This is a genomic window from Streptomyces ossamyceticus, from assembly GCF_001418475.1.
Taxonomy (GTDB): Bacteria; Actinomycetota; Actinomycetes; order Streptomycetales; family Streptomycetaceae; genus Streptomyces; species Streptomyces ossamyceticus.
Genome location: NZ_LIQX01000279.1, coordinates 1 through 12,428 on the forward strand (window position 1 = coordinate 1; position 12,428 = coordinate 12,428).

Annotated in this window: 11 protein-coding genes; 7 read left to right on the plus strand and 4 right to left on the minus strand. The window is 72.4% G+C overall.

The features are described 5' to 3' along the window. A partial coding sequence (locus tag AOK15_RS21535; protein WP_055519359.1) for an XdhC family protein occupies window positions 1–1,075 on the minus strand: 1,075 nt, incomplete at its 3' end. A gap of 169 nt (window positions 1,076–1,244) precedes the next feature. On the opposite strand from AOK15_RS21535, the gene AOK15_RS21540 reads away from it, so the two are divergent. The 4 genes from AOK15_RS21540 to AOK15_RS21555 all read left to right on the plus strand — a co-directional run bounded on the left by AOK15_RS21540 (window position 1,245) and on the right by AOK15_RS21555 (window position 6,189). Continuing rightward, window positions 1,245–2,216, plus strand: coding sequence for an LLM class F420-dependent oxidoreductase (locus AOK15_RS21540; RefSeq protein WP_055519362.1), 972 nt, complete (start codon window positions 1,245–1,247; stop codon window positions 2,214–2,216). A gap of 161 nt (window positions 2,217–2,377) precedes the next feature. Continuing rightward, window positions 2,378–3,430: an aldo/keto reductase gene (locus AOK15_RS21545; protein WP_055519364.1), complete on the plus strand. Its 1,053-nt coding sequence runs from the start codon at window positions 2,378–2,380 to the stop codon at window positions 3,428–3,430. 202 nt (window positions 3,431–3,632) lie between these two features. Next, window positions 3,633–4,139: a hypothetical protein gene (locus AOK15_RS21550; RefSeq protein WP_055519367.1), complete on the plus strand. Its 507-nt coding sequence runs from the start codon at window positions 3,633–3,635 to the stop codon at window positions 4,137–4,139. A 178-nt stretch (window positions 4,140–4,317) separates the two neighbouring features. Further along, the gene (locus tag AOK15_RS21555) at window positions 4,318–6,189 is read left to right on the plus strand and encodes a glycoside hydrolase family 5 protein (protein ID WP_240508535.1); all 1,872 of its coding nucleotides are present in this window, start codon (window positions 4,318–4,320) and stop codon (window positions 6,187–6,189) included. A gap of 1 nt (window position 6,190) precedes the next feature. Here AOK15_RS21555 and AOK15_RS21560 read toward each other — a convergent pair whose 3' ends face one another. Continuing rightward, window positions 6,191–7,462, minus strand: a complete 1,272-nt coding sequence (locus tag AOK15_RS21560) for a YncE family protein (protein ID WP_055519372.1) — start codon at window positions 7,460–7,462, stop codon at window positions 6,191–6,193. 205 nt (window positions 7,463–7,667) lie between these two features. Between AOK15_RS21560 and AOK15_RS21565 the strand changes: the two genes are divergently transcribed. Next, a complete protein-coding gene (locus AOK15_RS21565) occupies window positions 7,668–8,330 on the plus strand; it encodes a TetR/AcrR family transcriptional regulator (protein ID WP_055519374.1) in 663 nt (220 codons plus the stop codon). 256 nt (window positions 8,331–8,586) lie between these two features. Here the strand turns inward: AOK15_RS21565 and AOK15_RS21570 are convergent, their stop codons facing one another. Next, on the minus strand, window positions 8,587–9,816 hold the full coding sequence (locus AOK15_RS21570; protein ID WP_055519376.1) for a glycosyltransferase: 1,230 nt from the start codon (window positions 9,814–9,816) through the stop codon (window positions 8,587–8,589). Window positions 9,817–9,960: 144 nt separating this feature from the next. Here AOK15_RS21570 and AOK15_RS21575 point away from each other — a divergent pair, with 144 nt between their 5' ends. Next, the gene (locus AOK15_RS21575) at window positions 9,961–11,409 is read left to right on the plus strand and encodes a hypothetical protein (protein ID WP_055519379.1); all 1,449 of its coding nucleotides are present in this window, start codon (window positions 9,961–9,963) and stop codon (window positions 11,407–11,409) included. Between the two features lie 71 nt (window positions 11,410–11,480). On the opposite strand, the gene AOK15_RS21580 is transcribed toward AOK15_RS21575, so the two are convergent. After that, a complete protein-coding gene (locus AOK15_RS21580) occupies window positions 11,481–11,846 on the minus strand; it encodes a nuclear transport factor 2 family protein (RefSeq protein WP_055519382.1) in 366 nt (121 codons plus the stop codon). A 143-nt stretch (window positions 11,847–11,989) separates the two neighbouring features. Here AOK15_RS21580 and AOK15_RS45165 point away from each other — a divergent pair, with 143 nt between their 5' ends. Beyond that, the gene (locus AOK15_RS45165) at window positions 11,990–12,130 is read left to right on the plus strand and encodes a hypothetical protein (protein WP_157870330.1); all 141 of its coding nucleotides are present in this window, start codon (window positions 11,990–11,992) and stop codon (window positions 12,128–12,130) included. Window positions 12,131–12,428 lie beyond the last annotated feature (298 nt).

Here is a 12,428-nt window from a genome sequence, read left to right on the forward strand (position 1 = left end):
ACGTCGCCGTCAGCGGCGCCCCGCTGCCGCCCCACCTGAGCGCGACGATCTCCGCCGCGACGGAGACGGCCACCTCCTCGGGCGTACGGGCGCCCAGGTCGAGGCCGACGGGGGAGCGCAGCCGGGCCAGCTCGGCGTCGTCCAGGCCGGCCTCCCGCAGCCGCCGCATCCGGTCGTCGTGCGTACGCCGGCTGCCCATCGCCCCGATGTACGCGGCCGGCCGGCGCAGCGCCTCCTCCAGCAACGGCACGTCGAACTTCGGGTCGTGGGTCAGGACGCAGACGACCGTGCGGTCGTCGGTGGACGTCCCCCGCAGAAAGCGGTGCGGCCACTCGACGACCACCTCGACGGGGTCCGGGAACCGCCGCGGCGTCGCGAAGACCGGCCGGGCGTCGCACACCGTCACCCGGTAGCCCAGGAAGACGCCGATACGGGCGACCGCGGCCGCGTAGTCGATCGCCCCGAACACCAGCATGCGCGGCGGCGGCGCGAACGAGTGCAGGAAGACGGTGACGGCGTCCTCGCGCCGCTCGCCGCGCGGCCCGTAGTGCCGCGCCACCGTGGCGCCCAGGGCCAGCTCCCCGCGCGCGTCGGCGGCGACCGCCGCGTCCAGCCCGGCCGCGCCGAGGGAGCCGGACACCGCCTCGGGCCGGACGGCGAGGGTGGCGCCGCGCGGCGCGGGGCCGTCGACGACGGTCGCCAGGGTCACCGGCCGCCCGGCGGCCACGGCCCGGACGACCTCCCCCAGCGCCGGGTCCTGCGCCGGCGTCACCCGCCGCACCAGCACACCGATCTCCCCGCCGCAGGTCAGCCCCACCGCGAACGCGTCCTCGTCGCTGTACCCGAACGTCTCCAGCCGCGCCTGCCCGGACGCCACCACCTCCTGGGCCAGCTCGAACACCGCGCCCTCCACACAGCCGCCGGAGACACTGCCCACGACCTCGCCGCCGGGGCCGACCGCCAGTGCGGCTCCCGGTTCGCGGGGCGCGCTGCGGGTGACCGTGACGACGGTCGCGAGCCCGAACGGGGCGCCCGCCGCGTACCACTCGCCGACCGCCGGGAGGACCTCACGCATGGCCGCGCTCCTCTCACCGCCCCCGCGGTTCCAGCGTCCGACAGTTCCGCCTCCGCCGCCCCTCCGGCCCGAAGCCGCGCGCCGCCGTGCCCCGGGGGAGCGCCCCGTCCGTCCGAGGAGGCAGCGGACGGGCTGTTTCGGACCCGCCCCGGTCGGGGACCCGGCAGCCATGGTGCACATCGGATACACGATGATGACCGAGCAGGCCGGTCCCCGTGAGCTCGTCGACCATGTCGTCCGGGCCGAGGACGCGGGCTTCGACTTCTCGGTCACCTCCGACCACTACTTCCCGTGGCTGCGCTCGCAGGGCCACTCGCCGTACGCGTGGAGCGTGCTCGGCGCGGCGGCGCAGGCCACCTCCCGCATCCCCCTGATGACCTATGTGACGTGCCCGTCGTTCCGCTACCACCCGGCGGTGGTGGCGCAGAAGGCGGCGACGATGCAGCTGTTGTCCGAGGGACGGTTCCGGCTCGGACTCGGCTCGGGCGAGAACCTCAACGAGCACGTCGTGGGCGGCGGCTGGCCCTCCGTCGACGTACGGCACGAGATGCTGGAGGAGGCCGTGGAGATCATCCGGGCACTCTTCGAGGGCGGTCATGTGACGCACCACGGCTCCCACTTCGACGTGGAGTCCGCTCGGCTGTGGGACCTGCCGGACGAACCGCCGCCCCTCGGCATCGCCGTCTCCGGCGAGCAGTCCTGCGCCCTCGCGGGCCGGCTTGCCGACCTCGTCATCGCGACGGAGCCGGACGCGGGACTGCTGGGGGCCTTCGACCGGCACGGCGGCGAGGGCAAGCCACGGGTGGGCCAGTTGCCGATCTGCTACGACCCCGACCGTGACACGGCCGTCCGGCGCGCCCACGACCAGTTCCGCTGGTTCGGCAGCGGCTGGAAGGTCAACTCCGAGCTGCCGCACCCCGATTCGTTCACCTCGGCCACCCAGTTCGTCCGCGCCGAGGACGTCGCCGATTCCATCCCGTGCGGCGACGACCCGGACGCCTTCGTCGAGGCCGTACGTCCGTACGCGGAGGCCGGGTTCACCGAGATCGCGCTGGTGCAGATCGGCGGCGAGTCCCAACCCGCCTATCTCGACTGGTCGGAGAAGACCCTGCTGCCCGCACTGCGCGCAGCCTTCGGCTGACACCGGGACGGGACGCGCGGGCCGACACCGGGAGGGGACGGGCGGGCTCACACCGGACGGGCGCGAGCCGCCGACGCCCGCCCCCCGGCCCTTGCCGTCGAGTGCACTCCAACTCCTAGGCTGACGCTCCCGACCCACCCCACCTGCGACGGAGCAACGGCATGCGCTATCGAGTCCTCGGCAAGACCGGCATCGAGGTCAGCACCCACTGCCTCGGCACGATGATGTTCGGCGCCGTCGGCAACCCCGACCACGAGGACGGCGCGCGCATCATCCGTGCCGCGCTCGACGCGGGCATCAACTTCGTGGACACCGCCGACATGTACTCGGCCGGGGAGAGCGAGGAGATCGTCGGCAAAGCGCTCAAGGGGGTGCGCGACGACATCGTGCTCGCCACCAAGGTGCACTTCCCGCTCGGCGAGGGACGCAACCGCAGCGGCAACTCGCGCCGCTGGATCGTCCGGGCCGTCGAGGACAGCCTGCGGCGGCTGGACACCGACTGGATCGACCTCTACCAGGTGCACCGCCCGGACCACACCACCGACATCGAGGAGACACTGTCCGCCCTCACCGACCTGGTGCGGGCGGGCAAGATCCGGGCGTTCGGCTGCTCCACGTTCCCCGCGGAGGACCTCGTCGAGGCGCACCACGTGGCGGAACGGCGCGGGCTGATGCGGCTGCGCACGGAGCAGCCGCCGTACTCGATCCTCGCACGCGGCATCGAACGGGCCGTACTGCCCACCGCGGAGCGCCTGGGCATGGGGGTGCTGACCTGGTCGCCGCTCGCCTCGGGCTTCCTGTCCGGCGCCTACCGCGAGGGACGACCGGTCGACCTCACCGCAGGCCGGCCCAGACTCACCCCGCACCGCTTCGACCCGGCGCTGCCGGGCAACGCGGAGAAGTACGCGGCCGTCGAGCGGCTCGTCGCCCTCGCCGAGGAGATGGGCCGCACCCTGCCGGAACTGGCCGTCGCCTTCCCGCTGGTGCACCCGGCCGTCACGTCGGTCATCATCGGCCCGCGCACGATGGACCAGCTCACCTCGCTGCTCAAGGGGGCCGACCTGGTGCTCGACGACGAGGTGCTCGACCGGATCGACGAGATCGTGGCGCCGGGCACGGACCTCTACCGCGCCGACGGCGTCTGGCAGCCCCGCGCCCTCACCGAGCCGACCCTGCGCAGGCGCCCGACGGGCGAGCGAGCGGCCACGGACTGACTCGCCGTCATCGGCTGCGGCGGTGTCGGCACGCCGGTCCCGTAGCGGTAACGGCCCTGCGGGGCAAGGCTCTTCGGCGGGGGTCGAAAAGCTTGTCGGCCACAAGAGCGTGAGGGGATCATCCGGTCGTCGGAGCCCGGGTCGCTGCCTCGGCAGTGATCCCGCCGGGCGCCATCTCTTCGACCAGAGGGAACGAACGACGATGCGTGACATCCGCCGGATCTTCAGCGTGGGAGCGGCCGCGCTCGTCCTCGGGGCAGGGCTGGTGGCCGGTACGTCCGGCGCCGCCCAGGCGGCCCCCGGGGACTGTGTGAACGGGGCGAAGGGCTTCACCGACATCCCCGACAGTCTCAGCGGCCGCGGTGTCGGCGGGGCAGGCGCGCTGATCCTCGACAACCCCATCAGCGTCGCCTCCTACGCGATGCAGACCGGCAGCGTCGGCGGCAGGTCGATGGGCTGGGGAGTCCTGACCACGAACCCCACCACATGGGGGGCGGGGGCCCGGGCCGACGTCTGGATGGACGTCACCAATGACATCGACAAGCGGGACTGGATCCAGTGCGGCCCGTTCAGCCTGACGACGGCCGGCAAGAGGATCACGACCCCCGCCTACCCGACCAGCAACTCCGCGAGCCGGGCCTTCCGCGTCTGCGCGTCGGTGAACGGCCCATCCGGGAGCACCGGCGTCAGCTGCACGTCCTGGTGGTAGGCCGCCGCTGACGTGGGAACAGGGCTGCGGCCCAGGGGGTGACGGGGCGTGGTGGCGGCGAAGAATCGCCGTTGCAGGTGAACTGTCTTGCGAAAACGGGTACTTACTCGTGCGTCAGATGCTATTGACGGCTCGGCTGTCCATTGGGACGGTAGGGGACATGTCGAATGTGGCGGACATGTCAAGATTGCGCACACGTCTGCTCGGTGTCCTGGTACTCGTCACCGGCTTCCTGACCACGGCGGGCCCCACCCAGCCCGCCTCCGCTCTCACTGACGAACTCTGGTTCGACTCCCAGGCCGCGGCGACCCTCACGGTCGACGGCGGCAGGTTCAAGGACGGCCTCGGCCGCGAGGTCGTCCTGCGCGGCTACAACGTCTCCGGCGAGACGAAGCTCAAGGAGAACAACGGTCTGCCCTTCGCCTCGGTCGCCGACGCCAGGAAATCGGCGACCGCGCTCCGGGCGCTGGGCGGCGGCAACTCCGTCCGCTTCCTGCTGTCCTGGGCGTACGCCGAGCCCGTGCGCGGCCAGGTCGACACCGCCTATCTCTCGGCGGCCACCGCCCAGATGGGTGCCTTCCTCGACGCCGGGATCCGGGTCTACCCGGACTTCCACCAGGACCTCTACTCCCGCTGGCTGTTCGACTCCGACAGCTGGTACACCGGCGACGGCGCCCCCAAGTGGGCCGTCGACCTCGGGAACTACCCCGACGAGTACTGCGGCATCTGCCCGTTCTGGGGGCAGAACATCACCTCGAACGCCGCCGTCACGAAGTCCACGTACGACTTCTGGCACAACACGTACGGCGTCCAGGACTCCTTCCTGGCCACCGCGCAGAAGACCATGGCGTACATCAAGCAGAACCTCTCGGCCGACCAGTTCCAGGGCGTCGTCGGCTTCGACCCGTGGAACGAGCCGCATCCCGGCGTCCTCGACTCGGGCCAGACGAGCAGGGCCTGGGAGAAGGACGTCATGTGGCCGTTCTACGTCAAGTTCCGCGCGCGGATGGACGCGGCGGGCTGGCAGTCCAAGCCCGCCTTCGTCGAGCCGAACCTCTTCTGGAACGCCAACATCGACTTCCAGAAGCAGGAGGGCGGACTGCTCGACGCGGGCACCATCGGGCCGCGCTACGTCTTCAACACCCACTTCTACGACCAGAAGGCGATCTCCGGCGTCTTCATGTGGGGCAAGGCGGAGAACGGCCAGTACTCCACCAACTTCGGGACCATCCGTGACCGGGCCGCCGCCGGCGGCACGACCGCGATCGTCAGCGAGTTCGGGCACCCGCTCGCCGGGTCGGTCTCCGACAAGGCGCCCACGGTCTACAAGGCCATGTACCAGGCGCTGGACTCCCGCGTGAAGGGCGGCAGTTGGTGGTCGGACCCGGCCGCCTCCGGCCCGGTCCTGTCCGGTTCGCAGTGGCAGTGGGACCTCTACCACGGGCGCCACCACGAGCTGATGAACGACAACCCCGACAAGGTGCAGACCGAGGGCGACGCCTGGAACGGGGAGGACCTCTCCGCCGTACGCCTCGACGACTCCGGCACGGCCGTGCTCCGCCAGGACGCCCGGCTCCTCGACCGGGTCTACCCGAGCGCCACGGCGGGCAGTGCCCTCGCCTTCACCTACGAGGACCGCTCCCGCGACGGCTCCACCACGCTGACGTGGAACCCGGTGCCCAGCACCCTGCCGAACGTCTCCTCGCTCGTCGGGTCCGGGCAGTACGCCCTGCTGGTGTGGCGCTCCGACGGCAGCACCGAGCCGACGGAACTGCACCTGCCGGGGTCCTTCCCCACCGCCTCCACGACCGTGGTGTCCGACCTCGGGGTGACGTCCTCGCCGCCGGCGTACACCACGTCCACTCCGGTCGCGGCGGCCAGGGAACCCGGCGGCACCGGCAGCCGCCGACTGCTGCTCACCGCACCCGACTCGGGCAAGCTGCACTACGCCCTGGTCACCAACGGGGCGACAGCCCCGTCCGCGACGCGGTTGGACGCGGCGCGCACGGAGCTGTCGGGGTGGCTGGCCTCGGAGTTCAGCCGGCGGTAGGTCAGCGGGCGGAGGTCCCGGTCCAGCCGACGGGCACCTGCGCGACGCGCACCCGCTGCGGGTGGTCGCCGACCGGCACGGACAAGGTCTTCTTCCCTGTGGCGAAGTCGATCACCGTGACCTGGTCGGCGCCGCTCTCGGAGACCACACAGGACTTTCCGTCACCGCTGACGGTCGACCAGTACGGCTTGGAGACGGGGACGAGCGGCCCTTCCTGGAGGGTCGCGCGGTCCACGACGGTCGCGTAGTCGTCCATCGTCCCCGCGATGCACAGCTTGGTGCCGTCCGGCTTCATCGTGAGGCCGTGGTGACGTGAGTCGTTGACGAAGGTGGTGCGGTCGTCGCTGACTCCCGGCGACTTCGGCAGGGTCTTGGTCCGGGTGATCTTGTCCGTGGCGATGTCGTACTCGAAGAAGCCGTTGAAGAACGACACCTGGAAGTACAGCTTCGTCTCGTCGGGCGAGAACGCGGCGGGGCGGACGGCGTCCGAGTAGTCGTTCAGCCCGATCGCGTTCAGCCGGTCGCGCATGTCGATCACCTTGACCTGCTGGAAGGTGTTCGCGTCGGCGATGGTGATCTTCCGGTCGCCCTTCGTCCAGTCCAGCCAGGGAGCGTCGGTCTGGGTGTTCACATCGCCGATCGCCATGTTCCAGATGTACTTGCCGTCACGGGTGAAGATGTTCTCGTGCGGCTTGTCGCCGGTCTTGAAGGAACCGACCTGCTTGCCGGTGACGATGTCCAGGACGTGCACGGTGTTCCCGGTCGACGCCGAGACCGCGACCCGCTTGCCGTCGGGGGAGACCGCCATGTGGTCGGCGCGGAAACCCGACACCGGGAAACGCCAGTTGATGGCGCCGGTGGTGAGGTTGATCGACACGACGTCGGCGAAGCTGGGTCGGGAGACGACCATCGCCGAGCCGTCGGGCGTGGAGTACATGTCGTCCACGAACTGGTCGTGGCCCTCGCCCACGCTGTTGCGGATCGTCATGAAGGCGATCCACTTGATCGGGTCGGCGTTGATCTCCGCCATCCGCTGGGCCTTGTCCGGGATGACGTTCACCCGGCCGATCTTCGCGAAGTCGCCGGAGCCCTTGATGACATCGGCGGTGCCCTCCCAGTTGTTGCCCACGAACATCACCTCGCGCAGGTCCGCGGCGCCGGCCGCGGGGGCGGCGGACGCGGTCGCGGCGGCGGAGGCGGTCAGGGTGAGCGCGGCGGCCACGGCACCGAGGTGACGGGCCCGGCGCCGACGGGGGCCGGGGGTGGGGATCATGGCTGGTTCCTCCTGCTTGCTGGGGGCATGACAAGGCGGCTCTGGGGGGAGAACGGGGCGGGAAATCTGAATACAGCAGCGTTCAGAGTTGACTTACTGGAAAGTAAGGAACGGGCGTGCTTCTCCACAAGACCACGGACGCGACAAAATCAGGGGAGCGCCGGTTCGATCGTCGAACGGGTGACACTGTGTCGGGAGGAGAAGCGTGGCGGGCAGGCTCAAACAGCCCACCGGCCGTTACGGAGGACGGTCCGCCGAGGAGCGCCAGGCCGAGCGCCGGCGCCGCTTCCTCGACGCGGGCCTCCAACTCTTCGGCGACAGCCCGGGTTTCCGGGGCACCACCATCGCGGCCCTCAGCGAGGCGGCGGGCCTGTCGACCCGTCAGTTCTACGAGGAGTTCCGCACCCTGGAGGACGTACTGGCCGCGCTCCACCTCCAGGTCAACGACTGGGCCGAGGAGGCCGCGCTCACAGGCCTCGCCACGGCGGAGGGACAGCCGGTCGCCGAGCGGGTCACCGCCGCGTTCCGCGCGTACGCCGCCAATGTGACGGGGGATCCGCGCCGGTTGCGCATCACCTTCACCGAGATCATCGGCGTGAGCCCCCGGTTGGAGCGGCAGCGTCTCGAACGCCGCTCCCGCTGGGTCGACTTCCTCTGCGCGGAGGCCGCCGCGGCCGCCGACCGCGGGGAGGCCGCCCACCGCGACTACCGCCTCGCCGCCACGGCCTTCATCGGCAGCGTCAACGGCCTCCTCCACGACTGGCAGGCCGGCTACGTCGACGCCGACCTCGACGAGGTGGTCGACGAACTGGTCCGGCTCCTCCTCGGGATACTCCGCCCGGTCGGGTGGCGCCCGGAGGGATTCTGAGACGGCGGACCGAGCGACACCGAGCGACACCGGGCGGGCGGACGCAGCGCGGCGAGGGCGTTGGGACGGCTGGGACGGCGGACCGAGAGGCGTGGTGGTGGGACGGCGTGGCGAGCGGCCCGCTGGAGAGCTTCTCGCCTCTCGCCAGTCGCCTCGCGCCTCTCTCGGTCGGTGGCTGGCGGTCGGTGGCTGGCGGTCGGTAGCCGGCGGTCGGGTCGGCGTGCGGCGGCTCGTCCCCCAGGACCGCCCCCTCGCCTCAGCCGGCCAGCCGGTTCACCGCCGCCAGGACCGGGGCCACCCCGTCCTCCGCCCTCAACTCCTCCGCCAGGGCCCGGGCGCGGTGGCCGTACGACGGGTCGGTGGTCGCCCGGCGCAGCGCCGCGGCCAGGGCGTCGGCGGTGAAGCCCCGCAGGGGTACCGCTCCCGGCGACACCCCGAGGGCGACGAGCCGGGCCGCCCAGAACGCCTCGTCGAACTGGACGGGGACCGGCACGGCGGGGACGCCGGCGCGCAGACCCGCCGCCGTGGTGCCGGCGCCCGCGTGGTGCACGACCGCGGCCATCCGGGGGAAGAGCAGGGAGTGCGGCACCTCGCCGATGGTCAGCATGTCGTCGCCCTCGCCCCGCAGTTCGCCCCAGCCACGCTGGATCACCCCGCGGAGCCCGGCCGCCCGCAGGGCCCGTACGACCTGGTCGCTCGTCCGCGCGGCGTCCGGCACGGTGGCGCTGCCGAGCCCCACGAACACCGGGGCGGGCCCGGCGTCGAGGAAGTCCAGCACCTCCGCGGGCAGCCGGTCCTCGCGGTCGTACGGCCACCAGTACCCGGTGACTTCCAGTCCGCGCCGCCAGTCGCCGGGCCGGGGTACCACCCGCGCGCTGAAACCGTGGAACACCGTCCACCCCAGCCGTTCCCGGGCACGGTGCGCCGCGACCCGTCCGGTGCGCGGCAGCCCGTACGCGGTCCGCAGCCGGCGCACCTCCTCCGTGAAGATCCACTCCACGGCGAGGTTCACCGCGTGCCCGCCTGCCCGGTTGAGGACGGGCCCCCAGGACCGCACCCCGGTCATCGGGGGCGCGAACGCGCCGGTCGGTGCCAGCGGCTGGAGGTTCACACCGAAGCTCGGCACCGACAGTGCCTCGGCGACCGTGTGCCCGAACGGGGCGAGCGCGCCGGCCAGCAGCAGGGCGTCGCTGGTGCGGGCGGCAGCCACCAGATCGTCGGCCATCCGTGCGACGGCGTCACGGGCCATGTTCACCGCCCGCAGCAGCTTCCCGGCGCCCGTGGCGCTGCGGTGCAGCTTCCGCCCGCGCTCCGACTCCAGCTCGGCCCGCGGATCCACGGGCAGCGCGTGGAAACCGACCCCCGAGCCCGCCACGAGCGGCCGGAAGCGGTCGTGCGTCACCACGGTGACCTCGTGCCCGGCCCGCACCAGCCCGTGCCCCAGCCCGGTGTACGGGGCCACGTCACCTCGGGAACCCGCCGTCATGATCGCTACGCGCACGCAGGCCAGTATGGCCGCGCGACGGCGCCGGAACAGGCGGACGGCCCGCGATGACGCGAAACCGCCTCTCCCTCCCGGCCACCGCCCGCGCCGTACGATGACCGGCCGACACGACGACGGGGGCGATCGATGACGGACGAGACGACGTACGAGACGACGTACGAGGCGACGTACGAGGCGACGTACGAGGCGACGTACGAACGGAGCGAGGTCGTCCAGGGCCTGGCCCTGAACAGGGCCGCGAGCACCGGGGTGCTGCTGCGGCTGATGCGGCCCGAGGCGAAGGCCGCCTGGCTCTGGCTCTGCCGACGGGCGGAGCTGCCCGCCGCCCTGGTCGACGCGTTCGTCACCCACCCGGACTGGCGGATGCGGGCCTCCTTCGCCCAGAGCGAGGTCGCCGCCGCGGCCGACCGGGCACGGCTGGTGGACGACGCCGACCGGCGCGTACTGCTGGAACTGGCGCACGGCCCGACGCCGTACCGCGCCGCCGCCGAACCCCTCCCCGACGCCGTGTACGCCCGACTGCTCACCGACGCCGACCCGGAGGTGCGCCGCACGGCGGCCATGTCGCCGAGCATCCCGGCCCGGGTCCTCGCCGTTCACACCGGCCACCACGACCCCGGCGTCCGCACGGGGGTGTGCCGGGCCTGGAACGCGCTGACCCCGGCCGACCGGGAGACACTGCTGGGAGACCCCGACGCCGCCGTACGCGCGGCGGCGGCCCGGCATGCCTGCCGGACGGACCCCGCCCACACCGACGGTGTCCTCGCCGCCATGACACCGGTCCACCGCCGGGAGATCCTGGCCGGGTCGTGTCTGCCCCGCGCCACCGCCGAGCGGCTGATGGACCTCGACGACCCCTACGACCGGCAGACGCTGGCGGGCAATCCGTCGCTGCCGCCCGACCTGGTGGCGCGGCTGGCCGCGGACTCCGAGCACGAGGTGCGCCGCGCGGTGTCGGCGCGCCCCGAACTCACCGAGGAGCAGCGCGCGGCCGTCGACCACAGCGTGCGACGCTCGGACGCCCTGCGCCCCCTCGGCTGGGTCCTGGCGCTCGACGGGGACTCGGACGCCCTGCGCGCCTGCGCGGCCTCCGCCCACCGCTGGCTGCGCAGGAGCGCGGCCGTGCACCCGGCTCTCCCGGCCGACCTCGTCGAACGGCTCGCCGAGGACGAGGACTTCGTGGTCCGCCTGATGATCTGCGAGAGGCAACCCGCCGCGCCGGCCGGGGCGTTGCTGCGGACGGTGCTGGAGTGGGACGGCCGATCCGTCCACGACATGGTGCGCCTGCCGCAGTTCCCGGGGAAGGGCCTCGTCCGGTACGCCGACCACGAGGAACCCCGCTTGCGGCGGCTGGCCGTTCAGGACCCGGACGCCGCACCGGAGGTGATCGAGAGCCTGGCCCGCGACGAGGCCGTGTGGGTGCGCAGGGCCGCCGCGTCCGATCCCCGGCTCACCCGAGAACGGATCGAGGAACTGCTGAGGGACCCGGACACGGCCTGGCCCGCGGCCTCCAACCCCCGACTCGCCGAGGCGGACATGCACCGACTGCTGGACGCGGTGGCCGTCCCGGCGTGAGGGCGCAGCGGCATGGCGGCGTGCCGCTGCTCACGGAGGCCGACGGCCGTCCGGGGGTGCGCGCGGCCCGGCTACTCGTCCCAGGCCTGGAGCAGCGTGTGGTCGACGATCTTGCCGTCGCGCAGGGTGATCATCGAGCTGGCCAGGACCCGCACACCGTCCGGGTACTCGCAGGACTCGGTGTAGGCGAGCTGGTCGCCCTGGACGACGCACTGCTCCATCTTGTGCGTCATGTCCCGGCTGCAGACGTCCTCCAGCATCGCGCCGATCTCGCCGCGGCCGTGCAGGACCTTCGGGTGGCTGGGCTGGGTGGTGTGGTCGACGACGCGCAACTCGGCGTCGTCGGCGTAGAGCGACAGCAGGGTCGACGCGTCCGCCTGCTCGGTGCCTCGGCGCAGCATCTCGGTGTCGAAGGCGGGGCTTGCCGTGGTAGCCATGGGTGACCTCCTTGGAAGGCCGCGGCCCGGCGGGGGAGCGGGCCGCGAGGGGCTCCTGCTATCGAGGCTCCTCCGCCGCGCGGGACCAGGCAAGCGCTGACGGGACCCGGCGCGCGCGCCGTGCGCCTCACGGGTGAGCGGGCGTGACCGTACGGGCCCGGGGAGTGTTGCTGAGGGCATTCGCCGACGCGGTGACCACGTTCAGCCCCATGGCGACGCCGGACTCCCTCACGGTCACCGACCTGGCCGCGCCCACCCTCGGTCGCCTCGGCGCCGTCGAGTAGCGGAACGGTTCACCAGGAACCGTGAGCCCCACCGTGTGTCCGCGGTGGGGCCCTTGACTTTCCCGGTACCCCGGCAGAGCATCGCGAGTGTGTAACGTGAAGTGATCTTCACTTTACGAACAACGGGTGGGATTTCGCCCCCTCCCGTACTGTCGTCGACCGTACCCCCGAGGAAGCCGCGCCATGGCCATAACCCGTGACCTTCTGATCGGCGGCAAGGACGTGCCCGCCGCGTCCGGCCGCACCACCGAGGACTTCGAGCCGTACACCGGGGAGGTGTACGCGACGGTCGCGGCGG

What these genes read in the sequence shown, in the direction of transcription:
- AOK15_RS21540 (WP_055519362.1), top strand. Translation starts at nt 1,245, where the DNA reads ATGGTGCACATCGGATACACGATGATGACCGAGCAGGCCGGTCCCCGT.
- AOK15_RS21545 (WP_055519364.1), top strand. Translation starts at nt 2,378, where the DNA reads ATGCGCTATCGAGTCCTCGGCAAGACCGGCATCGAGGTCAGCACCCAC.
- AOK15_RS21550 (WP_055519367.1), top strand. Translation starts at nt 3,633, where the DNA reads ATGCGTGACATCCGCCGGATCTTCAGCGTGGGAGCGGCCGCGCTCGTC.
- AOK15_RS21555 (WP_240508535.1), top strand. Translation starts at nt 4,318, where the DNA reads ATGTCAAGATTGCGCACACGTCTGCTCGGTGTCCTGGTACTCGTCACC.
- AOK15_RS21560 (WP_055519372.1), bottom strand. Translation starts at nt 7,462, where the DNA reads ATGATCCCCACCCCCGGCCCCCGTCGGCGCCGGGCCCGTCACCTCGGT.
- AOK15_RS21570 (WP_055519376.1), bottom strand. Translation starts at nt 9,816, where the DNA reads ATGACGGCGGGTTCCCGAGGTGACGTGGCCCCGTACACCGGGCTGGGG.
- AOK15_RS21575 (WP_055519379.1), top strand. Translation starts at nt 9,961, where the DNA reads ATGACGGACGAGACGACGTACGAGACGACGTACGAGGCGACGTACGAG.
- AOK15_RS21580 (WP_055519382.1), bottom strand. Translation starts at nt 11,846, where the DNA reads ATGGCTACCACGGCAAGCCCCGCCTTCGACACCGAGATGCTGCGCCGA.